A 25,253-nucleotide genomic window follows, 5' to 3' on the forward strand; every position below is an offset into this window, starting at 1 on the left:
AAGGCTTTTTTCTTTAATGAAAAATAAACTTGTCTTTTTGTTTCAAAATACTCGATTGGATTTTGCCATTCTTTTTTAAATAAGAACTTATAATAATATATTTTTCTTCTGGGTATTTTACATCATAACTAAATATGGTATCATTTAATTTTACTTCCAAAAGATGCTCTCCTTCATTTGAGGCATACATATCAAATGTTTCGTAAGAAGATGCAATACTGGTTGCTTTTAAATTAATAACCTTAACTGTCTTTTTATCTAAAAGAATTTCGAGTTTCAAACCATCGAGTTTCTTTTCAGATGGCTGTTCTATCGAAATAATAAATTCTTTTTTAGCACAGCTGAAACTTAAAAACATAATTAATCCTATAAGAAGTTTCTTCATTGTAATTTCTTTAGAGTTTTATAAAAATAGTGCTTTCTCATGTTAATTCATAAGAATTATTTTAATAAAAAAGCCTTTCAAGATTTTACTCTCAAAAGGCTTTTCACTACAAATTAACAGGCAAAATTATTTCCATCCGCCGCCCAAGTCTCTATAAACATGAACCGCAGCGTTTAACTGTTCTTTTTTGGTATCTATTAATTCTAGTTTTGCTTCTAATGCATCTCTCTGTGTCATCAAAACTTCGAAATAATCTACACGAGCCGATTTAAACAAATCATTAGAAACATCAATTGAAGTATTTAAAGCTTCAACTTGTTTTGATTTTAAATCGTATCCTTTTTGAAGATTTTCTATTTTAGAAAGCTGTGTCGAAACTTCTAAATAAGCATTCAAAATTGTTTTATCATAATTGTATAAAGCTTGAAGCTGTCTTGCGTTCGCACTAGAAAATTCTGCTTTAATTGCATTTCTATTGATAAGAGGCGCAACTAAATCTCCAGCTAAAGAATACAAAAGTGATTCTGGCATTGTCAACAAATAAGAAGGTTTAAAAGCCTGAACTCCAATTGCAGCAGAAATATCCAATGAAGGATAAAATTCTGCACGTGCCACTTTTACATCCAGTTTTGCAGCAACCAATTCTAATTCTGCTTGTTTCACATCTGGACGATTCATCAATAATTGTGAAGGAATTCCAGAATTTACAGCTGCTGGCAACATCGCCAAGAAATCGTTATGAGTTCTTGTTATTTCCTGCGGATAACGTCCTAACAAAAAGTTGATTTTGTTTTCGTTTTCTTTAATCTGCTGTAAAATATCGAACTCTAAACTTTTAGAAGTCAAAACTTCAGCCTCGAATTTTTTAACCCCAAGTTCTGTTGCTCTCGCAGCCTGTTTTTGCACTTTTACAATTTCTAATGCATTGCTTTGCAAAGTAATTGTTTGTTTTACAATATCAAGCTGTGTATCTAAAGCCAATAATTCATAATAAGAATCAGCAATTTCTGCAATCAGGTTTGTGATTACGAAATTCTTTCCTTCAACTGTAGCCAAATAACGGTTTACAGCTGCTTTTTTAGAATTACGCAATTTTTTCCAAATATCTACTTCCCAATTCGCGTAAGCAGCAATTGTAAAATCTGGAAGCGGATCTGGTGTTTCTGAGCCAGGCTTAATTTCTGTCGTTGCATCACCTGCACCTTGGCTCGTATATCGACCTACTTTTTCTATTCCTGCACCCGCACGAATTCCTGCGGTTGGTAATAACAATCCTTTTCTAACACGAATATCATTCTTTGCAATTTCGATTTCCTGCAAAGTCATATTTAGTTCCTGATTGTTTTTCAAAGCAACATCAATCAAATCATTCAGATTTTGATCCTTAAAAAAGTCTTTCCATTTCAGTGTTGCTGTATTGGTGGTATCTTGACTTTTGACAGCTCCAAAACCTTCTGGAACTGCTGCACTCAACGGACTTGTAGTTGTCTCTGCTGCAGGAGCTTTACAGCCCGTTACAGCAAGACAAAGTCCTAATGCGATACTATATTGGTATAATTTAACTTTATACATGATTGTTGTCAATTTCTTCTGTTAATGGATTTTCTTCTTCATATTTTACCAATTTGTGTTTCTCAGCAATTTTGGCAAAAATGAAATACAAGCCCGGAATTACAAATACACCACAAATGGTTCCCACAAGCATTCCTCCTGCAGCAGCAGTACCAATGGTTCTGTTACCAATTTTACCTGGACCTGTTGCAAAAGCAAGCGGTAATAAACCAGCAATAAATGCAAATGAAGTCATCAAGATTGGACGGAAACGTTCTTTCGCTCCTTCCATTGCTGCTTCTAAAACAGATTTTCCTGCTGCATGTCTTTGAATTGCAAACTCTACAATCAACACGGCATTTTTACCCAATAATCCGATAAGCATTACCATGGCAACCTGTGCGTAAATGTTGTTTTCTAATCCAGTTAATTTTAATAAAAGGAAAGCTCCAAAAATACCCGCTGGTAATGAAAAAATTACTGATAACGGAAGAATAAAACTTTCGTATTGTGCTGCTAAAACCAAGTAAACGAATCCTAAACAGATCAAGAATACCCAAATCGCCTGATTTCCCTGCGCCACCTCATCGGCAGAAATACCTGCCCAGTCAATGTCATATCCTCTAGGTAATTTTTTAGCTGCTACTTCCTGAATCACTTTAATCGCTGTACCAGAACTGTAACCTGCTGCAGCAGAACCACTAATTTGTGTAGAAGTATACATGTTATGGCGCGTAATTTCTGAAAGTCCGTATACTTTTTCCAATTTCATGAAAGCAGAAAACGGAACCATTTCATCACGATCATTTTTCACGTACAGTTTTAAAATATCATCTGGCTGTGCACGATATTCTGGCGAAGCTTGAACGATTACTTTATAGTTAATACCGAATTTAATAAAACTGATTTCGTAGTTACTTCCCACAAGAGTTGACAACGTATTCATGGCATTTTCGATAGAAACACCTTTTTGCTGTGCCAGATCATTGTCTACTTTCATCATGTATTGAGGGAAACTAGAACTGTAAAAACTAAATACATTTGATAATTCTGGCTGTTTGTTTAATTCGGCCACAAAATCGTTATTTACCTGCTCTGTTCTTTTGTAATCTACAGTTCCGGTTTTATCTAGCAAACGAAGCTCAAATCCTCCGGCAGCACCATATCCAGGTACAGCAGGTGGTTGGAAAAATTCGATATTTGCTCCTGCAATATCTTTACATTTTTCTTCCATTTCATGCATAATCTCGACAACAGATTCTTTTCTGTCACTCCAGTCTTTAAGATTGACCAAACAAGTTCCCGAGTTTGCTCCCGTACCTTCAGAAAGAATTTCATAACCTGCTAACGAAGAAACTGATTTTACGCCATCAATATCTTCAGCAATTTTCTGAACTCTTTCAGCAATATTATTTGTTCTTTCTAATGAAGAACCTGGAGGAGTCTGAATAACGGCATAAAACATTCCCTGATCCTCATTCGGAATAAATCCTGAAGGAACAGAACTACTTATAATCCAAGTTCCTGCACAGAATACAAGAAGTGCTGTGATCGTAACAACTCTTCTGTTCACAATTTTGCCTAATAGATTTTGATATTTACCTTGCGCTAAATTGAATTTTTCATTAAAAGCATCAATAAATCTATTCGCTGGCGTTTTCTTTTTAGGTTTACCATGATTATTTTTAAGCATCATCGCACAAAGCGCTGGTGTTAATGTCAAAGCCACAATACCTGAAAGAATAATCGCAGTTGCCATAGTAACAGAGAACTGTCTGTAGAATACCCCAACTGGACCCGACATAAATGCTACCGGAATAAATACTGCCGCCATAAGAAAGGTAATTGCAATAATTGCCCCCGCGATTTCATGCATTGCTTTCTTAGTTGCTTTAAATGGTGACAGATGTTCTTCTTCCATCTTGGCATGAACGGCCTCAATAACCACAATCGCATCATCGACAACGACCCCAATTGCTAATACTAAAGCAAATAATGTAATTAAGTTCAACGAAATATCGAAGAACGTCATGAATATAAATGTTCCTACCAAAGATACTGGAACCGCAATTGCCGGAATAACCGTAGAACGCCAGTCTCCCAAGAAAAGGAATACTACTAAACCTACCAAGATAAAAGCTTCCACTAAAGTGTGAATTACTTTTTCGATAGAAGCATCCAAGAATTTAGAAACGTCATACGAAATTTCATAATCCATTCCTTTTGGAAATCTTTGTTTGATTTTTTCCAGTTTCGCTTTTACTTCTTCAATAACCTGATTCGCATTACTTCCAAAAGATTGTTTTAATACGATCGCCGCCGATGGTTTTCCATTCAAATTAGAGTAGATATCATACATCGAGCTTCCAAATTCAACTTTGGCAACATCTTTCAAACGCAAAAGTTCTCCGTTTGGATTTGCTTTTACTACAATATTCTCATATTGTTCTTTTGTTGTAAAACGTCCAGAATATTTCAATACATATTCAAATGCTTGTGAACGTTTCCCTGAACTTTCTCCTGTTTTACCTGGAGAAGCCTCCAAACTTTGACTAGATAATGCTTCCATTATTTCGTCAGCAGAAATTTTATACGCCAGCATACGATCTGGTTTTAACCAAATACGCATTGCATATTCACGTGTTCCTAAGATGTCACCAGAACCAATACCGTTTACCCTTTTTAATTCAGAAAGTACGTTAATATCGGCATAGTTGTATAAGAACTTCATGTCGGTATTTGGGTCTGTACTATAAAGGTTCACGTACATTAACATACTTGGTACTTCTCGAGTAATTTTAATACCCTCACGAATTACCAAAGGAGGAAGTTTATTTGTAACCGAAGCCACACGGTTTTGAACGTTAATTGCAGCTTGGTTTGGATCTGTACCTAAGTTAAAAACTACTTTGATTGTAGCTTCACCGTCGTTTCCGGCGTCAGAAGCCATATATTTCATTCCAGGAACACCATTCAAGGCTCTTTCCAACGGAATAACAACCGCTTTGATCATCAATTCACCGTTAGATCCTGGATAATCTGCGGTAACGTTTACCATTGGAGGTGAAATCGTAGGGAATTGTGTAATAGGTAAATTTAATACCGACAAAACCCCTAAAAAGACAATTATCAACGATATTACTATCGAAAGAACAGGTCTTTGAATAAATTTATTAAACATTGTACTATTTTTTAATGATTAATCTGAATACTAAAAACTGTATACTGAATACTTTTTATTTATTCTGCTTTTAAGCGTAAATGATTCAGTACCTCTTTTGGAGATTCATAGTCAAATTTAATTTTGTCGTTTTCTTTTACCTTTTGAACACCTTCAAGTAAAATTTTATCATTCTCGGTAAGACCGGTTCTGATTACATATAAATCAGGGATTTCACCGGTAATTGTAATTTCTCTTGACGTTACTTTGTTGTTTTTATCAACTACAAAAACATATTTTTTATCCTGGATTTCGTAAGTAGCTTTCTGCGGAATTACGATAGCATTTTTCAATGGGACGTTCATTTGAACTTGTCCTGTTTCGCCATTTCTAAGCAGTTTCGCTGAGTTAGGAAATCTAGCTCTAAAAGCAATATTTCCTGTTTCGTTATTAAATTCACTTTCGATTACTTCAACATTTCCCTTTTCTTTGAAAATATCTCCGTTGGCCAAAACCAAATTCACTTTATTATCTGCACGATCTTTAATATTGGTTTCATAACTAATATATTCTGGCTCAGAAACATTGAAATAAGCAAACATCTGGCTGTTGTCTGAAAGGCTTGTCAGCAATTCGCCTTCGTCGATCAAACTACCTAGTTTTAAAGGAATTCTATCAATTGTTCCGTCAAACGGTGCTCTAATTTCTGTGAAGGATAAATGTAATTTTGCCAATGCAACCTCAGCTTTTGCAGATTGCAATTTTGCTTGAGCTACACTTAATTCGTTTTTAGAAACGATATTTTTATCTGCCAATAGTTTTGAATTTTGCAATTCGATTTCAGTTGATTTTTGTTCTGCCTGTGCTTTAAGCAATTCAGACTGATACATGTTTGGCATAATTTTGAATAACAACTGTCCTTTTTTTACAAACTGTCCTTCGTCAACATAGATGTTTTGTAAAAACCCTTTTTCCTGGGCACGGATTTCGATGTTTCGGACCGATTTGATCTGCGAAACGTATTCCTTCGTAAACGAAGTATCAATTTTTACTGGATTAGTTACAGTGAACTTTTCCGCTTCTTCTTTTTCTTCTTTTTTTGATGTACAACTGGTTAAGCACACCGCGGCCATAAAGCCCGCGAACAAGATGATTCTTTTCATGATTTTTAAATGGAAATTAAGCGATTGAATGCTTGGAATACAAAGATTCCCTAAAGATGGAATTTAGACATCAGTAAGCTTGGGTCTGACCTTAATTTGTCATATAAGCGGAAGTAAAAAAAAACATACATCAACAAGATATGCAGGATCGCAACTTAGGCAACCGATGTATATTTTAAAATCAAATTCTTAATACTCTTTGAGTAATATAGATAGGATTTGAATGCCCTAAGAAAGGCGTAGAAATTTTTAAACGATCGGAATCATTTGCAGCAGACTGATCTGATAAGGCCAGATACAAATCTTCGACAAGGCTGTAAGAAGCTCCAAAAAATTTATTCGTAAGTCCATCATTCGCATCGTCGTTTCCAAGAAGATCTTCTTCAATATCAATATCTGTGGCATCTTCTATAGTCGAAGATCCACGATCATGATTGGTAAACTTAACTCGATGTTTCTTTTCAAGATTGTGGTGTTGAGGTAAGCCAAAAGTATTAGCATTGAGATATTGACCTCCGCCGAGCAGAAGCATATTCATGAATACTAAAAATACTATTAACTTTCTCATTTGGGTGCGAAAGTAATAAAAGATTGGAATAAAAAAAATAAAATAAGAAATCCTTAACATGTAAGGTCAAACGAAAACGTTTTCAGGCAAAGTCTTAACTTAATTCCTGCAAATAAAAAGCTACAAACATGAAATAAAAACCTAACCATCAGATATTTACAACCAAACCGACATTATTACAAACTCTACTCCTGCTTTTGTAAATATTTCTCCAACTGGTTGCAATCCCAGCTTTTTATAGAAATCACTTTTGTTTTTTCGTGCATTACACCAAACTTTTTTAACTCCTTTTTCTCTAGCAAAGTTTAAAACAAAATGTAATAATGCTGTAGCAATTCCTTTTCCTTGATACGATTCTAAAGTGGCCAGTTTTCTAAATTGCATTTCTTCATCAGAAATAAAACAAGAGACAATTGATACTAATTTGTTTTCAATAAAAACTCCAAAATGAAATCCAGATTCATCTTCTTCTAATTGTACAAATTCAAAAGGCTGATCGGGCCACATTACTTCATGGCGAATCTGCCAAGTATCTGATGCTTTAATTGCTTTTATTTCCATTTTTTACTCTTCTTGAAATTGTGTCAAAAATAACTCATTTTATTCTTAGCTGAAAAGCATAAAATAGTTTCAGTAAAAGCTCTTTACTTAAACTTAAAATACAAACAAATCGGATTTAAGTTTTTATAAAAACCTATCACATAAAAAAGGGAATCTTAATTAAGATTCCCTTTTAATTTTATTAGATCTTTACGTAATAACGCTCTAGATTGTTTGTCGTTATTTTTTCAATGCCATCTTCTTTTTTTATTGCCACATTTACAACATGAAGAATATTTCCTTTTTCATTAATGCTGCAGTTCCAAATTGTTCCGTCGGCTAAAATAATTTCTGAAAAAAGGGAAGCCGAACCATTTTTGTCATTATAAACCAGATTCTCGGTTTTTACAAGTTTTTTTTCCTTAGTTTTTTTATTGACTTGATAAAAAACAATTTCATTTTCGGTAATCTCAATAATCTCTTCAAATTCTGCTTTACTTTCAATAATGGCAGTATTACTCGCCCATATTGGCTGATCTCCTGCTTTTTTCCAAGTTCCGATTGCTTGGCTGGTAATATTTTTTCTTAAAATCTCTCTTAAAGAATCAACTTTTTTAATTGATTCTTTACCAATTTCATTTTCTGGTTTGAGTTTAGAAGCTATGTAAAATAAATCAATAGCTTTTACAAAATCGGCTTTCTTATAATAAGAAATTGCAAGCTCATATTTACCTTTCTGAAATGCAGATTTAGAGTCATTCTGCGAAAAAACATGAGAAGTAACTAATAAAACAATAATAATAAGTTTCTTTTTCATTAAAATAGTAGATTTTGGGTTGGTGCAAACGTACATTAAAAATCGATATTTTCTTACGTCTTTTCGCGTTTTTTTACTATTTAAAAAGATTCTAAACAAAAAAGCCTTTCTGATATAGAAAGACTTTTTTTACAAGATGTATTTTATTGATTTATTTTGTTTTCCAAATATTATTGTTTGGCGTTGCATCCATAAAAATACCGCCATCAAGCTGTACTTCTTTTATCTTTTTTGTGTTCTTCAAAATAATTTTAGCCAGCTTTTCATTATTTTCCCAAATCGCAGGTGTGTGATGAATTGTTTCTTTTGAATTATCAGAATAAGTAATATTAACATCAAAAGGAATTGCAAAGCCACCAATATTTTCGACTGTAATTACTTTATTATCTGATGAAACACTTTTCACGGCTATGTCTAAATAATGATTTGTAAAAAACCAATTATTGAAAAACCAATTAAGATTTTTACCTGTTGCTGTATTAATGGAATTAAAATAATCCCAAGGAATTGGATGTTTACCATTCCAAGTATTCATGTAATGATGAAGTGCTTTTTTAAATAAATCTTCGCCCAGCATATCTTTTAGAGCCAAATACGATAACGACGCTTTTCCGTATGAATTATTTCCGTAACCCGCTCCAGAAACTTGAGTTGACATGGTAATAATCGGCTGATCTTCTTCTGTAGAACGATCATTGATATATCCTTTTACTCTAAATTCTTGGTAGAATTTATCAGCGGCCTCTTTACCATGTTCTGCAATTCCGATTAAATATTCGAAAGTCGTTGCCCAGCCCTCATCCATAAAAGCGTAACGCGTTTCGTTGATTCCCATGTAAAAAGGAAAATAAGTATGTGCGACTTCATGATCCTGAACCAGTTGAGCAAATTTTGCATCGCCCATTTGCGAATCATTACACATCATTGGATACTCCATATCTGCAAAACCTTGAAAAGCTGTCATTTTTGAAAATGGGTATGGAACGCCAGGCCAATTATTAGAAAACCAATCTAGAGCATATTGGTTATTTTTTACCGAATTTACAAAGTCAGTTCCTTTTACATCGTATGCCGCCTGAACACTTGCACGACGATTTGTTTTTTTATCTACAACTACACTGCTGGCATCCCATAAATAGTGGTCGCTTAAACCAAAACAAACATCTGTAATATTTTTAGCTTCAAATTTCCAGGTATTCCAATCATATTGTTTGGTTACTACCCCATTTTTCATCTCTGTTTCGTTCGCAATATGCAGGACTTCGTCTGTGGTATACGATTTTTTTAATCGCGCTGCAAACTCAGGCTGCAAAACCTCATCTGGGTTTAGTAAATCTCCCGTTGCATACACGACATAATTCTTAGGTGCTTTTACTGAATAAACATAATCATTAAAATCATTATAAAACTCCTGACGATCGGTATGCGGTAATCTATCCCAGCCGTTATAATCATCAAAAACTGAAACACGAGGATAACTGTAAGCCACGAAAAACGTAGTTTCGTCGATTTGTCCTTCTCTACCGCTTTCTTTAGATAAAGGATAATTCCAATCTATGTTAATAACCGTTTTTGAGTTAGGTAAAATTGCTTTTTTAAGTTTTATATTTCCGTATGTTCCCCAGTTTCTTGCATCTTCTTTGTAAACTTCATTTTCAACTTTTAAAGAAGTAATTGTCAATCCTTCACTTAAAAAATCATTTGAAACAACACTGCCTCGAGGTGATGACGGTTTATGAAGATTATTGACAAAACGAATTACAAGATTTCGTAATGTATCTTTACTATTATTTTGATAAACAATAGTTTCGGTTCCGCTTACTAATCTCGTTTTAGGATCTACAGCAATCTCCATCGTATATTTTCCGCGATTCTGCCAATAGTTTTTTCCTGGATTTCCGTCTTTCGAACGAGTCTCTTTTGCGTAAGCTTCCTTTATATTTCGAGGCATATAAAGTTCCTGAGCAAAATTAATTTGGGTAAAAAGAACAAATAGTAGTAATGCAAAACGCAAAATTTTATTTTTCATAGTTATTTTTGAGTATTAAAAATTGTTTTGGTAATAACTTAGATGCGATTTCTTCAAAATTGTTACACAAAACGTAAAATTAATATTTAATATTCAAAATTCAAATCCAGCCAAACCTGAAACTTGAAACCCAAAACCTAAAAGAACCTCAAAAAAAACCGCCTGTTTCCAGAAGAAACAGACGGCATCTACAATTAATATATAACTTTGAGAACTACAAAATATAATCTGTATTAATAAAATTCGATTCCTTGCTGTTTAGCAATTCCTGCAGAATTTCATTATTGTAAGCGATATCTTTTGAAGCAACAAACGTACGAATTGAGAAAGAACGCAAGGCGTCTGGAATACTTAAAGTTCCAACTGCAGAATCTTTTCTTCCTGTAAAAGGGAACGCATCTGGTCCTCTCTGACAAGAACTGTTTAAATTTACACGACAAACTAAATTTACCAGTGCATCGATAAGCGGTGCCAGGGTTTTAATATCTTTTCCGAACAAACTTACTTGTTGTCCGTAGTTCGATTCTGCCATATCTCCTAACGGCTCTTTAATATCTTTAAAAGAAATAACCGGAACCACTGGTCCAAACTGTTCTTCGTGATAAACACGCATTTTGCTGTTTACTGGATATAAAACGGCAGGAAAAATATAGTTATCGGTATGTTTTCCTCCCTTTTCATTCAGTACTTTTGCGCCTTTGCTTGTTGCATCGTCAATTAATCCCTGAATGTAGTTTGGCTTTTCAGTTTCTGGAAGCGGTGTAAGTGAAACTCCTTTTTCCCATGGATTACCAAATTGAAGTGAATCTACTTTTTCTGAGAATCTTTTGTTGAATTCTTCAGCGATAGATTCGTGAACATATAATACTTTTAAAGCCGTACAACGCTGTCCGTTAAAAGATAAACTTCCTGTAATACATTCTTGGATAGCTAAATCTAAGTCAGCATCTGGAAGAACAATTGCAGGATTTTTTGCCTCCAAACCTAAAATCAAACGAAGTCTATTTTTGTTCGGATGCTGATCTTGCAAAGCAATCGCCGATTTACTGTTTCCGATCAATGCCAAAACATCAATTTTCCCAGATTTCATAATTGGAGAAGCTACTTCTCTTCCGCGTCCGTAAACAATATTGATTACTCCTTTTGGAAAACTGCTTCTAAATGCTTCTAACAATGGAGAAATACATAATACCCCATGTTTTGCAGGTTTAAAAATTACAGTATTACCCATAATTAAAGCCGGAATCAATAACGAGAAAGTTTCGTTTAAAGGATAATTGTAAGGTCCAAGACACAATACAACACCAAGAGGCCCGCGGCGAATCATGGCGTTTACACCTTGCACTTTTTCAAAATGCGAGCTGCGTCCGTTTAATTCTTTATAACTTGCGATTGTATCGTAAATATATTCTACGGTTCTGTCAAATTCTTTTTGCGAATCGCCCAAAGATTTCCCGATTTCCCACATCAAGTATTTCACTACTTCTTCGCGGGTTTCTTTCATTTGACGGACAAAATTTTCCATACATTTAATACGATCCGCTACTTTCATGGTCGGCCATAATCCCTGCCCCATATCGTAAGCAGCAGTAGCCGCTTCAACAACTTCTGCGGCTTCTTTTTCTGCCATAAAAGGAATCGATCCTAACAAAGTCGGCGTATATTTTTCTGTCGAAGAAATAGTAGAAAAAACAGGTGTGGTTTGCCCTGTCCATTGTTTCAATTCTCCATTTACAAGATACGTGTCTTGGTTTATCAGCGTTTTAATCTGATATTCTTCTGGTATAAAACTCATAATTTTCGGTTATTTAATAGGTCTGGTAATTCGTTTTCAAAATAAAAAAGAGGCTTATTTATGCCTCTTCTTATGTATTTATGGGTGTACGGTCTCGCCTTCCCAGTCTAAAATACCTCCAAGCAGATTATAGGCATTATCTATACCTAACTCGTTCATAATCTGACATGCTTTGGCACTTCTTGCTCCAGAACGGCAGTACACATAATAGTTTTTATTTTTATCTAATTCTTCGATTTCATAAATAAAACCCTGACCTTTATTGATATCAATGTTTAATGCATTTTCAATATAGCCGTCATTAAATTCGTCCTCAGTTCTTACGTCCAGTATAACTGCATTCTCGTCAGCAGCAAGCTGATTAACCCAATCTTCTTGTGATAAATTCATAATATGTGTTTTTTGTAAAATTACGACGTTTCTATCTATAAAAAACGTCTCAAATGCGATTTCGATTATTATTCTCAGAAAACGTTTTAGAGAAAGTATTATAATCAGTGATTTACAAATTTAGTTACAATTTTCAAAAATTCAGTCTACAAAATCGATAGAAAATAGGATTTTTTCATTTGCATAAAATTAATCTCAAATACTGTTTTCTGACAATTAATCCGATATCAAACCGCTATATTTGCAAATAATTACATTTTTTAATTCGATTCTGATAAAATCATCCGTCGCCAATTTCACTAATTCTCATCAATTGAATTCGTGTTTATTCGTGAAATTCGCGGCAAAAAATATCACCAATGCAAAATTCACTAAAAACTATTTTTCCTAATTTTTCTTCAGAATTGATTGCTACAATTGAAGAAAACGCAACGCCTCAAGATTTTGAAGCTGGAACTGTATTAATGAGAACGGGACAATACATTAAAAACACCGTTCTGATTACGAAAGGAAAAATCAAAATTTACCGTGAAGGCGAAGACGGAGGCGAGTTTTTAATGTACTATTTACAGCCTGGACAAGCTTGCGCTATTTCGATGATCTGTACTGCTAAAAGCGAAAAAAGCCAGATTATGGCAAAAGTGGTAGAAGATGTTTCGGTTATGATGATTCCGCTGCAAATGATGGATAAATGGATGATGGAGCATCGTTCTTGGTACGAATTTGTGATTGAAACTTATAGAAGCCGTTTTGAAGAAGTTTTGGAAGTGGTTGATAATATTGCTTTCCGTTCTATGGATGAGCGTTTGGAGTTTTATCTCAAAAGACATTCTGATGCCTGCGGTTGTTCTGAAGTTAATTTATCTCACCAAGAAATTGCTACCGAATTAAATACTTCTAGAGAGGTGGTTTCAAGATTATTAAAAAAGATGGAACAAAGAGGTTTAGTTAAACTCAACCGAAACCAAATTGAGCTTTTGAATTTTTAACCATTAAGATATTAAGTTAATTAAGCTAAACTGTCTTAATGTTCCTTAAAAGGTTAAGAAATAGTAAGCAATCCAACTTAATTAACTTAATCTCTTAATGGTAAAATTTATTTCGCTTCAAAAGGCTCTTCTGTGATAAATGTTACTGTAAGTTTCTAAATTCCGAAGCAACTTTGCATCAAAATAAATGCGATGGAATATTTAGGGTATTTTGCTTCAATCATAATCGGGATTACGCTTGGCTTAATTGGTGGTGGCGGTTCTATTTTGACTATTCCAATTCTTGTTTATTTATTTGCTATAAATCCCGATCAGGCAACTTCCTATTCTCTTTTTATTGTTGGTTTAACAGCAATGTTCGGCAGTTACAGTCATTATAGAATGGGAAATCTAAAGTTGAAATCGGCATTGTATTTTGCTGTTCCTTCTGTAATTTCGATTCTTATTATTCGTGAAGTTATCTTTCCTCAAATAGCATCTACTTTGTTTTCTGTCGCTTCTTACACCGTTTCAAAAGATTTTCTGATTATGATTATCTTTTCGATATTAATGATTACAGCCGCAATTTCGATGATAAAGAAAAAGCAGCCTGACTTAAAATCAACTGAAACTAATTATTGGCAATTAAGTATTATCGGTTTTTTAGTGGGAATCGTAACAGGTTTTCTTGGTGCCGGAGGTGGATTCCTGATTATTCCCGCGCTGCTTTTCTTTGCCAATTTGCCGATGAAACAAGCTGTCGGAACTTCATTATTAATCATCACTATTAATTCAACCATAGGTTTTGTCGGCGATTTGTACATCGGCACACCAATCAATTACACTTTTTTATTAAGCGTTTCGGCTATGGCACTTATCGGAATGTTTATTGGAAGCAGGCTTTCTAAAAAAATAGACGGCACAAAACTAAAACCCCTTTTTGGCTGGTTTGTTCTCGTAATGGGGTTTTACATTCTTGCAAAAGAGATTTTGCTTTAGATTTAGAGTTTCCCGCAGATCGCAAAAAATCTGCATTTTTTTTATTTAAATATTTTAGAATTTAGTTTCACTTGTAGCGTAATCTTTGTCAAAGCCTAAAACTTTGACAAAGATGAAACTAACTTTTTAAATCTCGCCAAACTTCTCTTTATAGCGGTGAAGTTCGTTTTCTGTTCGATTTAAAAGTTTTTCTAACAACCCAATCTTATCCTCATAGAGTTCTTTTAAAGCTGAGGTATTATCGGTATTAATTGAAATACTTCCGTTGTTGTTTGCTGTAATTTTATTAAAATTATTAAAATAACGATGGTAATCAAAACTGATAATATCTTCTACACTCACGTCTAAAATCCGTCCGATTTCGACCAATTTATCGTAACTCAAAGAAGTTTTTCCTTTTTCTATTTTACTGTAACCCGCCTGAGTTACACCTAATCTTTCTGCCATATATTCTTGAGTATAATTCTTTAACTCTCTAATGCTTTTAATTTTGTTTTTAATTGTTGCGGGCATAATTTGTTTGATTTGGGGTCATGTATAGCTAAAACAGCCCGCTGTTAAACTTTTTAACAGCATAACTATACTTATTTTTGGGTATTCTATAACTGTTTTCTGGGGTAAAAAACAGTGGTTTTTGTTTATTATTTTTTTCTGGCAGTAATACTATAACCATATAATAAAGCTGCCGATATGAATATTAAATCATATTCAGAAATTCCGAATGAAAACATCTTTGATTTTTTATCTAGGCCGTTTTTCTAATATTTTTTTCAAATTGAAGGTCTAGATAATGGTCAATCTGTTTACCAATCAGAACACGATCTTTTAAATCGATTTTGGTTCTTATTTCTTTTTCATAAATATCTCTTACCAAAACAAAGTAAATAAAATCTACCGGTTTATAAAATCTCGCTATTATGATAAAAGTATAAGAAAGTAAAATTGGAATAATATAGTACAAGTCGGGCAAATTAGAAAAAATCATACAGTAATAAGCAATTGCTGTTACGCAAATAAAGGCGCCATTTTCTAAAAAATATGTTTTCTTTTTCTTTAGTATTCCAAGTTCTTTAATTTCATCAAAATCATACTGCCAAGTATTCGATTGATAGCAAAACTTGATCTTGTCGGGCGTAATTGTAATAGGCATAATATTAAGTAGGTAATAATAAATTTAGGCATTTACATGAGAAATTTTGTTCAAGAATCCTGAAAAGAATTCTTAGCAAAGCAATATTACGCAATACCTTCTTTTTTTTCCTACAATTCAAATTATAGAATATAACTAAGAGTTGTAATTAAATCTTTTATAAATAATTAGAGTTTTTAAGGTTTGTAAAGCATTCTATTTTTCATACTTAAAAAATTAAAAACAAAAATCCGTTTATTCAAGAGAACAAACGGATTTCCTTTTTATATTTTGTACTGTTATTTTTTCAGCAGTTTTTCTAAATATTCTACTTTTTCTTTTTCTGCCTGAACCAAACGTTCATAAAGCTCAATGACTTTATCTAATGGATTAAAAGTTGCATACATTCCTTGATTAAAACTGTTTCCCTGACTTGAACTATTATCATAGAAATTATTAAAGAAATTGAAAACCGATTCTTCCGAAAAATTTTCAATTGCTTCAATCGTTACGCCAAGAGCTTTTGCTATTTCTGTCAATTTTTCACTATCAACATTTTCACTCGATTCAATATTCGAAACAGTTTGCTGGCTTAGACCAATTGCCATTGCCAGAGCTTCCTGCTTCATTCCTTTAAGCTCTCTAATTCTGCTTATGTTTCTTCCTATGTGTTTTGGTTTTGCTGTTGTGCTCATGATTCAAAGATATTTAAAATTCTTTAAAAAATTATTTATGGAGTAAAATACAGCTTCTTTTTCGTAAGATACATTTTACATATTTTAAACTAAAACAAAAATACCATTTTCTACAAGTTTAAATATGTTGTCACAATCCTTTTAATTAATTTCTATAAAAATCAATTTTTGGAGTCAAGATCATGTATTTTTTTATTTCTATTTAATTGGGGTACTAATTTAGTCATTTCAGATATAGTATTAAAAACCAATCACATAACTTTATTTATTTCTAATATTTGTCTATATGCAACAAAAGACAAACTAAAAACAGCGTTATGACTTTTCAAACAACTACTATCAGCATATCAATTAATAATTCAAGAGAAAAAGTATATCAATTTGCCTCAAATCCTGAAAATTTCCCAAAGTGGCTTGCTTTCGTAAAATCAGTTTCAAAAAAATCGGATGCAATTTGGACCGCCGAATCAGACTTAGGAAAAATTGAAATAGAGTTAACGCCTAAAAATGAATTCGGAATTATAGATCACACAGTCACACTTCCTGATGGCGCAAAAGTGCATAATCCATTACGAGTTATAGAAAACGGAAAAGGAAGTGAAGTTACATTCACTTTATTCAAATTGCCTGCCAAAACAGATGAAGAATTTAACGCAGATTCTGATTTAGTAAAAGAGGATTTACAAACTTTAAAAAATCTTTTAGAAGAGTAGCTTATTTTCTAGTATCTAAAATTTATTTTACTGTGTGAGAATAGAAATCTTGCTAAACTTTTTATTTTGGCTAAAGCCTAATCTGGATAAAAACAAAAAACCTCCAGTTAAAACTGGAGGCAATTGATTTTTATCTTTTTCAATTCTCTTCTGAACCCATCAATTTAAACTCTATTTTTCCAGAATCATTCAATTTATAACTGTAAATACTTTTTCCTTCAACATGGCCATCTTCATAAAAAGCAATCAAAAATTTACTTCCCAAAAGTTGAATATTTCCAAAAGACATTTTTCCTCCCAATGCAGCTTTCATCGGAATCAAATCATTTCTTTTCTTTAATTCATTTATTATAAATTTTTCGGGATCTGCAATTCCTTTGTTTTTAAAATCTGTATTATCAAATTCTTCATCATACCAAATATTTCGATCCTGTAAAACAATTATAGCTTCTTGCGCAATCTCAAGTTTTCGTTTCAACGAATCATTCTTTTTCTTCAAAGCCTCATTTTCCTTATTTGGAAAACTTTTATCTTGATCTACATCCTGTTTTTTACAACTTAAAACTAAAAAACAGATTATCATTAAAATTAGTTTTTTCATAGTTTAATTTATATTTTTCTTGAATTGCCTCCAGTTTTAACTGGAGGTAAACAAATGTATATAAAAAAGGCTTTAGCCAAACTTTACGTTTTTTTGGCTAAAGCCTTATTCAAATCCAAACAAAAAACCTCCAGTTAAAACTGGAGGCAAATTATTTTATTAATTGAAAAAATAAAATTTTATCTCAATTCATAAGTCCATTTTGATGTCTTCTCATCAAAATCTACAGAAATATAAGCCATGTAATCGACGGCCATTTGTGTTGATTTAATTCTTTTTAGCTCCCAAACCTTTATCTTTTTCAGTAATTCTATAGTATAAATTTCAAATTCCGTTATAGGTCTTCTACTCTTTACATTAAATTCTTTAATTAAACCAAAATTCGGATCAATTTTGAAATCTTCAGAAGATTTATGCCAATCAAAAAAATTAAAAACAGAAACTAATTCTCCCCTTTTATTAATGTACAATGCAAAAAGCCCCGATGGTTTCTCAAACTTTAAAGATTTTGCATTATTAAAAATAGAATCCAGATTGGTAATTGGTTTCGGACTATTAAAATCATTTATATCTTGATAGTTTGAATCGTATATATAATCGTTCAATCTAAATTCATTTCCGTGATCCAAGACTTTTTGCAGTGTAGGATCTATACCATTTTTACCAATAGTATGAGAGTTGGAACACGTTTTATCAAAAACTAATTTACCTTTATACTCAGAAGCAAAAACAAGCAATTTCTGATTCTTGTAAACCTCCCAATAACAAGAACTTCCAACAAAATTCTCTTTTTTATAATAAAGTGTAAAAGACAGTTCTTTTGGGATATTTCCTTCCTTGTAGCTCTTAAGCACTTTAACTTTAATAGTATAAGTTGCAGAATCTTTTATGAATTTTTTATCTGTAATTAATCCTTCAAAAACATATTTGGAAGAATAAAACTCTAAAATTGGTTTTGATGTATAACAATCGCAAGCAGTTGCTTTTATACATACAAATAAGAAAATAAGTACCGTTATTATTTGTTTTTTCATAGATATTTTTCTGAATTGCCTACAGTTTTAACTGAAGGTAAACAAATGTAAGAGGAGATTATCATTAAAATTAGTTTTTTCATGGTTTAATTTATATTCTTCTTGAATTGCCTCCGGCTTTAGCTGGAGGTAATCAAATGTATACAAAAAAGGCTTTAGCCAAACTTTACATTTTTTTGGCTAAAGCCTAATCGAAATCCAAACAAAGACCTCCAGTTAAAACTGGAGGCAATTGATTTTATAGCGATATTAAAATAAAATTAGTGTAAATTGGTGTAATTCGTGGCAAATAAAAAAAACTCAATGTTCCCCATATCCAATATCATCCATTTTACCACTGAAAACACGATATTGAATAATGAAATAAACAACAACCAACGCCAAAGCCACAAAAAACCAACTTAAACCGGCATTCAAGCCATATTCGTGAGCGGCAGTGTTATAAATTGTCAAGGACGGATTTACTTTATTGGTTGAAGGCAAAACATTCGGGAAAATTGAAACCGCCGTTGAAGCAAATCCGCCGACTAGAAATAAAGTTGAAAATATAAAAGCTTGTCCGTCTTTTTTGAAGGAACGAACTTTAAACAATCCCAAAATTCCAATAAAAGTCATTAAAGGAAAAACCCATAAAATCGGATTCTCAATAAAATTATGAAATGGCTTCGGCTCGATAAAATGCCAGATTTGCAACGAAATACAAACTAAAATCAATAGAACGATATTCAAAGCAAAAACCACTTTTTTAAGTTTTTCATTTAAAGAAGAATTTGTTTTATAAATAATCCAGTTTGCTCCGTGAATTGTCAACGCAACAACACTTACAATTCCTAAGAAAAGTGTAAACCAATCGATAATTCCCAATTCATTCGCCTGCGGACTAAAAGTTGGATTCCACAACGGAAGAAAGAAATAATGTGCTTCCTGCGTTGAAACTCCGTTTTGGACCATTCCGAGATTGACACCGCGAACAATATTTCCTAAAGCGATTCCGAAAAACAAAGCCAAAAGCAAACTCGCAATTCCGAAAGCTTTGTCCCAAATAGCTTCCCACATGTGATTGTGAATCTGTCCGCGCATTTCTAATCCGATGGCACGGAAAATCAAAAGCCATAAAATCATAATCAAAGGCAGATAAAATCCACTGAAAGAAGATGCGTATAAAGTTGGAAAAGCAAAAAACAAAACGCCTCCCGCAGCAATCAGCCAGACTTCATTGGCGTCCCAAAAAGGTCCAATTGAATTTGTGATTACTTTTTTATCTCTTTCTGTGTCAGCAAAAAATAAATGAATAATTCCTGCGCCAAAATCATAGCCGTCTAAAACCAGATAAACAGCCAGAATTCCCATTAAAACTACGTACCAAAAAAATTCCATACTTATATTTTTTCTGTTGAAAGTTCCACATGATGAGGTCCTTTATTGATAATTTTTCCAACTAAAAGCAAAAACAGCATTCCGAGTAAAAGGTATAAACCAATGAAACCTAACAAGGTAAACAAGGTATTTCCTGAAGAAACTGTTGGCGAAGCTCCTGCTGCTGTTCGCAATAAATTGTACACCAGCCACGGCTGTCTTCCTAATTCGGCCGTATACCAGCCTGTTGTATTGGCAATATACGGAAAGGGCATCATGAACATGAGCGACCACAAAATCCATTTGGTTTGGAATAATTTTCCTCTGATTAATTGAAAAAGAGATAGAACCATTAAGCCGATAAAAACAGTTCCGAGTCCAACCATAATATGATAAGCATAATACAATCCCGAAATATTTGTTGGATGCAAATCTTCTTCAAACTGATCCAGACCTTTAATTTCCTGATCCCAATTTCCGTAAGTCAGGAAACTCAAAATATTTGGAACCGCAATTTTATTGTCCAACTTTTTATCTTTTACATCGGGCTGACCGATTAAAACAATTTCTGAACCTCTTTTTTCGGTATGAAAAATCCCTTCCATTCCTGCAAAAGTTACGGGTTGATATTTTACGACATTTTTCGCCAATAAATCTCCCGTTGGAACGGCTACAATAATGCTTGAAATCAATCCGAAGATTACTCCGGTTTTAAGAAACAATTTTCCGAAAGAAACATTCTTTTTACTTAAAATATAAAAAGCGCCAATTCCAGCAACCACAAAAGAACTTGTAACCAAAGAAGCTGCTTGATTGTGAAGATAAGAAGGCCAAAGCCAAGGATTTAGGAATAAAGCTTGAAAATTATTCAAAACAAATTTTCCGTTTTCTAAGATTTCGTAACCAACCGGATTCTGCATCCACGAATGTGTTGCAATAATTAAAAAACCGCTAGCCCAAGAACCAATCATAATTAATAATCCAGTTACAAAATGCCATTTATGTCCGAGGAGTTTTTCTCCAAATAAAAATATGCCTAAAAAAGATGATTCTAAGAAAAACGAAAACATTCCTTCCATCGCCAGCGTCTGGCCGATAATTCCTCCAGTTAATTCAGAGAACTTCGCCCAGTTGGTTCCAAACTGAAATTCCATCGGAATTCCGGTTACAACGCCCATTGCAAAATTGAGGGCGAAAATCTTCATCCAGAAATGGGTGGCGTGATTGTATTGTTCGTCTTTAGTTTTTAGATATTTCCACTTGAAGTATACAATGATGAGCGAAAGACCCATCGTAAGTTGTGGAAAAAGATAATGAAAAGTAATGGTGAACGCGAACTGCATTCGGTCATAAAAGAGCATTTCTTCCATAAGGTAATTTGTTTATGAAGTTCCACAAATTTAACCATTACAACCCGAATTGCCTCTTAAAACAACAGTTTCTTTTTAAAATTTTAAACCATATAAGTTATATAAGTAAATATAAATTTTGCTTAAAACTAAAATGAACTTATATGACTTATATGGTGAAATATTATTTCTCCAAAATTCCTTTTTCTACACTTTCGTTAATTAATCCTTCGGCATAATTCCATAGAATTTTCGAGCCATTTTTAATTACACTCTTTTTCTCATAAACTTTATCGTACTTTACTCCGAATTCTTTCCAGGTTCCGCCATTGTTAGACGTATTTTGCAAAAGAGGTTCCAAACGGTCCATAGATCTTGCAAATTTGGCTTCATTGGTTTCTCCGGCTTCAAATTCTTCCCAAATGGCAATAAATTCTCCTTTTTGCTTTTCAGGAAGTAAACCGAAAATTCTGTTTGCGCCTAAACGTTCTTCATCCGTATTATCGTGATTTTTTACAGTATCATAAATAAAAACATCTCCTGCATCTATTTCTACAATATCGTGAATCAAAACCATTTTTACGACTTTCAAAACATCAATCGGTTCGTTGGAATGTTCTGCGAGAACTATTGCCATTAAAGCCAGATGCCAACTGTGTTCCGCATCATTTTCACAGCGGTCGCTGTTGAATAATTTGGTCTTGCGCTGAATGTATTTTACTTTATCAATCTCTTTTATAAAAGCAATTTGATCTAATAAGTCTTTTGTGTTCATTTTATTTTTTGTTTTGAAATGACATTCATCATATGCAAAATTAAAGCTTAAAGCGTAATTGCTCAACTTTAAAATCATATATCTCAAATCACATGGAAGAATCTACATTTTTTTACACAAAAACCTAATTTCTGTAACATTAGTCACCCAATTTATTAAAAAACAAAGTTACCTTTGTAACCCATCATTTTACAATACCTATCATGAAAATAGAACAAATTTACACCGGATGCTTGGCACAAGGTGCATATTATATCACTTCAAATGGCGAAGCGGCCATTATTGATCCGCTTAGAGAAACACAGCCTTACTTAGATCGTTTGGAACGCGATGGCGTGAAGCTGAAATATATTTTTGAAACGCATTTTCACGCTGATTTCGTTTCTGGACACGTTGATTTAAGCAAAGAAACTGGAGCGCCAATTGTGTACGGACCAAATGCGGCCTGCGAATTTGACTGCATTTCTGCAAAAGACGGACAGGAATTCAAAATTGGAAAAATTACAATTAAAGTTTTGCACACTCCTGGACATACTATGGAAAGCTCTACTTTTTTATTAATTGACGAAAACGGAAAAGATCACGCGATTTTCTCTGGAGATACTTTATTTATTGGCGATGTCGGCCGTCCGGATTTAGCGCAAAAAGCTGCTGGAATGACACAAGATCAATTAGCTGGTATTTTATATCATTCGTTAAGAGATAAAATTATGACTTTGGCTGATGAGGTTATCGTTTATCCTGCGCATGGTGCGGGAAGTGCTTGTGGTAAAAACATGAGCAAAGAAACCGTTTCAACAATCGGAAATCAAAAAGCAACTAATTATGCTTTGCGCGCTAATATGACCGAAGCTGAATTTATTGAAGAAGTTACAGACGGTTTATTGCCTCCTCCAGCCTATTTCAGCATGAACGTTGCCATGAACAAACAAGGCTATGAAAGTTTTGAAACGGTTCTTCATAACGGAATGAAAGCTATAAACGTGAAAGAATTTGAAGCAGTTGCTGAAGAAACTGGAGCGTTAATTTTAGATACCAGAAGTGCTGTCGATTTTAGCAAAGGATTTATTCCGCAATCTATCAATATCGGAATCAACGGTGATTTTGCGCCGTGGGTTGGGACTTTAATTGCTGATGTAAAACAGCCAATTATTCTGGTTACTACAGTTGGTATGGAAGAAGAAACCGTTACGCGTTTAAGCCGTGTTGGTTTTGATACTATTATAGGACATTTGGAAGGCGGTTTTGAAGCTTGGCAAAAAGCTGGCTTTGAAACTGATACCGTAAACCGAATCACCGCAGAACAATTTGCAAACAATTTTAAATTTGGCGAAGATAAAGTGGTTGACATTCGTAAAGAGACAGAATACGAAGCAGAACATATTGATGAAGCTTTCAGCAAACCTCTAGCTTATATTAATGATTGGGTAAAAGATATTAACCCAAATGAGCATTTTTATTTGCATTGCGCCGGAGGTTACAGAAGTATGATTGCGGCTTCTATTTTACAAGCAAGAGGTTTCAGAAATTTCTCTGAAGTAGAAGGCGGTTTTGGAGCAATTTCAAAAACGAATATTCCGAAATCGGATTTTGTCTGCCAGAGTAAGGTTTTGAAAGCATAATATTGAACAAATTTTTCACCATATAAGTAATATAAGTTCATTTTAGATTGGGCGTAATCTTAACTCTTATATTTGCTTTAACTATCTAAGTCATATAAGTAAAATACGCTCCAACTTATAATTTCTTACATCACTTATATGGTTAAAAAATAAAAATCTAATTTTTTAAGGTACAGAGATGCAAAGGTGCAAAGCGACAAAGTTTTTCCCTTTGAACCTCTGCCCCTTTGAACCTTTGAACCTAAAAAAATGAGTATACTCGAAATCATTAAAGAACCTTGGCCTTGGTATATTGCAGGTCCACTAATTGGATTAACTGTTCCAATTTTATTAATTATCGGGAATAAATCTTTCGGGATTAGTTCTTCTCTTCGTCATATTTGTGCGGCTTGTATTCCTTCAAATATTTCGTTTTTTAAATACGACTGGAAAAAAGAAAGCTGGAATTTATTCTTTGTTTTGGGAATATTTTTTGGCGGTGTTATCGGGGCATATTTTTTATCAAATCCAAATCCGGTAGAAATTGCGCCTGAATTATCAGAGAAATTAGCCACTTACGGAATCACAGATCACAGTGGTTTAGTTCCGTCACAATTATTTTCTTGGGAAAGCTTATTAACGCTTCGCGGATTTATTATGATTGTTGTCGGCGGATTTTTAGTCGGTTTCGGTACTCGTTATGCGGGTGGATGTACGAGCGGACACGCTATTATGGGATTATCAAACTTACAATGGCCTTCATTAGTAGCAACAATCTGTTTTATGATTGGCGGTTTTGTAATGTCTCTTTTGATTTTACCTTATATTCTTTCACTTTAAAATTTCGAAAATGAGTTTAGAAAATAAAAATATCGACGGCGAAGGAATTAACGCAAGTCAGAAAAAAGAAAACGCATTCGCAAACCTTAAATATCTAATTGTCGGCATCTTTTTCGGAATTGTTTTCGTTAAAGCCGAAATTATCAGCTGGTTCAGAATTCAGGAAATGTTTCATCTAGAGTCATTCCACATGTATGGCGTAATTGGATGTGCTGTTTTTGTTGGATTACTATCAGTTCAATTGATTAAAAAATTCAATATTAAAACCCTTGACGGAGAAAAAATCGAAATTCAACCAAAAACATTCAGCAAAGGTCAAATCTACGGTGGATTGATGTTTGGTTTTGGATGGGCCATTACAGGTGCTTGTCCAGGTCCGCTTTTTGCGCAGATTGGAACTGGAGCAACGGTAATTATTATTACATTATTAAGTGCGATTGCCGGAACTTGGTTTTATGGATTAATTAAGGATAAGCTGCCACATTAAGATTTGTTTCATGTTTTATTTGTTTGGAGTTTCAAGTTATAAAGCACGATAAACCCGACAGGTTTTAAAAACCTGTCGGGTTTGTTGTTTAAGAAGATCTCATTCCGTTAGGAATGTCTTGTCGGTGGACTAAAATTTGTATGATGATTTTTCGTTCCGTAGGAACGTTTGATTCATATCGGATATATCATTCACATCATAACAGGTGTCCCTACAGGACACGATGACAAACAATCTTTTTTTTCTACATATGAGATATTCCTACGGAATATTAAGCATTCCCTATTTGTATTACTTTGAAATACTTG

Annotated in this window: 24 protein-coding genes; 6 read left to right on the forward strand and 18 right to left on the reverse strand. The window is 33.5% G+C overall.

Annotated features, from left to right (window positions below):
- Positions 1–13 precede the first annotated feature (13 nt).
- The 10 genes from ACFSC2_RS07625 to ACFSC2_RS07670 form a co-directional block, all read right to left on the reverse strand.
- Positions 14–385, reverse strand: a complete 372-nt coding sequence (locus ACFSC2_RS07625) for a hypothetical protein (RefSeq protein ID WP_379816801.1) — start codon at positions 383–385, stop codon at positions 14–16.
- A gap of 126 nt (positions 386–511) precedes the next feature.
- On the reverse strand, positions 512–1,957 hold the full coding sequence (locus ACFSC2_RS07630; protein ID WP_379816802.1) for a TolC family protein: 1,446 nt from the start codon (positions 1,955–1,957) through the stop codon (positions 512–514).
- Positions 1,950–5,117 (reverse strand): efflux RND transporter permease subunit, encoded by a 3,168-nt coding sequence (locus ACFSC2_RS07635; RefSeq protein ID WP_379816803.1) that lies wholly within the window; start codon positions 5,115–5,117, stop codon positions 1,950–1,952. The genes ACFSC2_RS07630 and ACFSC2_RS07635 overlap by 8 nt, the downstream gene beginning before the upstream one ends.
- 59 nt (positions 5,118–5,176) lie before the next feature.
- Positions 5,177–6,259, reverse strand: coding sequence for an efflux RND transporter periplasmic adaptor subunit (locus ACFSC2_RS07640; protein WP_379816804.1), 1,083 nt, complete (start codon positions 6,257–6,259; stop codon positions 5,177–5,179).
- Between the two features lie 181 nt (positions 6,260–6,440).
- Positions 6,441–6,827 (reverse strand): hypothetical protein, encoded by a 387-nt coding sequence (locus tag ACFSC2_RS07645; protein ID WP_379816805.1) that lies wholly within the window; start codon positions 6,825–6,827, stop codon positions 6,441–6,443.
- Between the two features lie 156 nt (positions 6,828–6,983).
- Positions 6,984–7,388, reverse strand: coding sequence for a GNAT family N-acetyltransferase (locus ACFSC2_RS07650; protein ID WP_379816806.1), 405 nt, complete (start codon positions 7,386–7,388; stop codon positions 6,984–6,986).
- A 181-nt stretch (positions 7,389–7,569) separates the two neighbouring features.
- Positions 7,570–8,184 carry a hypothetical protein gene (locus ACFSC2_RS07655; RefSeq protein WP_379816807.1) on the reverse strand — a complete coding sequence of 205 codons (615 nt, stop codon included), beginning with the start codon at positions 8,182–8,184 and terminating at the stop codon, positions 7,570–7,572.
- A 151-nt stretch (positions 8,185–8,335) separates the two neighbouring features.
- Complete coding sequence (locus tag ACFSC2_RS07660; protein ID WP_379816808.1) at positions 8,336–10,213, reverse strand: M1 family metallopeptidase; 1,878 nt, start codon at positions 10,211–10,213, stop codon at positions 8,336–8,338.
- Between the two features lie 214 nt (positions 10,214–10,427).
- Positions 10,428–12,008, reverse strand: a complete 1,581-nt coding sequence (locus tag ACFSC2_RS07665) for an NADP-dependent glyceraldehyde-3-phosphate dehydrogenase (protein WP_379816809.1) — start codon at positions 12,006–12,008, stop codon at positions 10,428–10,430.
- A 78-nt stretch (positions 12,009–12,086) separates the two neighbouring features.
- The gene (locus ACFSC2_RS07670; protein WP_379816810.1) at positions 12,087–12,398 is read right to left on the reverse strand and encodes a rhodanese-like domain-containing protein; all 312 of its coding nucleotides are present in this window, start codon (positions 12,396–12,398) and stop codon (positions 12,087–12,089) included.
- A 359-nt stretch (positions 12,399–12,757) separates the two neighbouring features.
- Between ACFSC2_RS07670 and ACFSC2_RS07675 the strand changes: the two genes are divergently transcribed.
- Together ACFSC2_RS07675 and ACFSC2_RS07680 are read left to right on the forward strand one after the other, a co-directional pair.
- The gene (locus ACFSC2_RS07675; RefSeq protein WP_379816811.1) at positions 12,758–13,387 is read left to right on the forward strand and encodes a Crp/Fnr family transcriptional regulator; all 630 of its coding nucleotides are present in this window, start codon (positions 12,758–12,760) and stop codon (positions 13,385–13,387) included.
- Between the two features lie 192 nt (positions 13,388–13,579).
- Complete coding sequence (locus tag ACFSC2_RS07680) at positions 13,580–14,365, forward strand: sulfite exporter TauE/SafE family protein (protein ID WP_379816812.1); 786 nt, start codon at positions 13,580–13,582, stop codon at positions 14,363–14,365.
- 126 nt (positions 14,366–14,491) lie between these two features.
- On the opposite strand, the gene ACFSC2_RS07685 is transcribed toward ACFSC2_RS07680, so the two are convergent.
- The 3 genes from ACFSC2_RS07685 to ACFSC2_RS07695 form a co-directional block, all read right to left on the reverse strand.
- The gene (locus ACFSC2_RS07685) at positions 14,492–14,878 is read right to left on the reverse strand and encodes a helix-turn-helix transcriptional regulator (protein ID WP_379816813.1); all 387 of its coding nucleotides are present in this window, start codon (positions 14,876–14,878) and stop codon (positions 14,492–14,494) included.
- Positions 14,879–15,110: 232 nt separating this feature from the next.
- Positions 15,111–15,515 (reverse strand): hypothetical protein, encoded by a 405-nt coding sequence (locus ACFSC2_RS07690; RefSeq protein WP_379816814.1) that lies wholly within the window; start codon positions 15,513–15,515, stop codon positions 15,111–15,113.
- A gap of 278 nt (positions 15,516–15,793) precedes the next feature.
- Positions 15,794–16,189: a helix-turn-helix domain-containing protein gene (locus tag ACFSC2_RS07695; protein WP_379816815.1), complete on the reverse strand. Its 396-nt coding sequence runs from the start codon at positions 16,187–16,189 to the stop codon at positions 15,794–15,796.
- Positions 16,190–16,506: 317 nt separating this feature from the next.
- On the opposite strand from ACFSC2_RS07695, the gene ACFSC2_RS07700 reads away from it, so the two are divergent.
- The gene (locus tag ACFSC2_RS07700) at positions 16,507–16,902 is read left to right on the forward strand and encodes a hypothetical protein (RefSeq protein WP_379816817.1); all 396 of its coding nucleotides are present in this window, start codon (positions 16,507–16,509) and stop codon (positions 16,900–16,902) included.
- A 139-nt stretch (positions 16,903–17,041) separates the two neighbouring features.
- On the opposite strand, the gene ACFSC2_RS07705 is transcribed toward ACFSC2_RS07700, so the two are convergent.
- From ACFSC2_RS07705 to ACFSC2_RS07725, 5 genes are all read right to left on the reverse strand, one after another.
- The gene (locus tag ACFSC2_RS07705) at positions 17,042–17,503 is read right to left on the reverse strand and encodes a hypothetical protein (RefSeq protein WP_379816818.1); all 462 of its coding nucleotides are present in this window, start codon (positions 17,501–17,503) and stop codon (positions 17,042–17,044) included.
- A 179-nt stretch (positions 17,504–17,682) separates the two neighbouring features.
- Positions 17,683–18,537 (reverse strand): hypothetical protein, encoded by an 855-nt coding sequence (locus ACFSC2_RS07710; protein ID WP_379816819.1) that lies wholly within the window; start codon positions 18,535–18,537, stop codon positions 17,683–17,685.
- Between the two features lie 300 nt (positions 18,538–18,837).
- A complete protein-coding gene (gene cydB, locus ACFSC2_RS07715) occupies positions 18,838–19,914 on the reverse strand; it encodes a cytochrome d ubiquinol oxidase subunit II (protein ID WP_379816820.1) in 1,077 nt (358 codons plus the stop codon).
- Between the two features lie 2 nt (positions 19,915–19,916).
- A complete protein-coding gene (locus ACFSC2_RS07720; protein ID WP_379816821.1) occupies positions 19,917–21,263 on the reverse strand; it encodes a cytochrome ubiquinol oxidase subunit I in 1,347 nt (448 codons plus the stop codon).
- Between the two features lie 163 nt (positions 21,264–21,426).
- Positions 21,427–22,017 carry an HD domain-containing protein gene (locus tag ACFSC2_RS07725; RefSeq protein ID WP_379816822.1) on the reverse strand — a complete coding sequence of 197 codons (591 nt, stop codon included), beginning with the start codon at positions 22,015–22,017 and terminating at the stop codon, positions 21,427–21,429.
- 203 nt (positions 22,018–22,220) lie between these two features.
- On the opposite strand from ACFSC2_RS07725, the gene ACFSC2_RS07730 reads away from it, so the two are divergent.
- The 3 genes from ACFSC2_RS07730 (at position 22,221) to ACFSC2_RS07740 (ending at position 24,945) form a co-directional block, all read left to right on the forward strand.
- A complete protein-coding gene (locus tag ACFSC2_RS07730; protein ID WP_379816823.1) occupies positions 22,221–23,639 on the forward strand; it encodes an MBL fold metallo-hydrolase in 1,419 nt (472 codons plus the stop codon).
- Between the two features lie 255 nt (positions 23,640–23,894).
- Positions 23,895–24,458, forward strand: a complete 564-nt coding sequence (locus ACFSC2_RS07735) for a YeeE/YedE family protein (RefSeq protein ID WP_379817014.1) — start codon at positions 23,895–23,897, stop codon at positions 24,456–24,458.
- Positions 24,459–24,468: 10 nt separating this feature from the next.
- Entirely contained in the window at positions 24,469–24,945 is a 477-nt protein-coding gene (locus ACFSC2_RS07740; RefSeq protein WP_379816824.1) for a DUF6691 family protein, read from the forward strand.
- Positions 24,946–25,253 lie beyond the last annotated feature (308 nt).

The organism is Flavobacterium artemisiae, assembly GCF_042678225.1.
GTDB classification, from domain to species: Bacteria; Bacteroidota; Bacteroidia; order Flavobacteriales; family Flavobacteriaceae; genus Flavobacterium; species Flavobacterium artemisiae.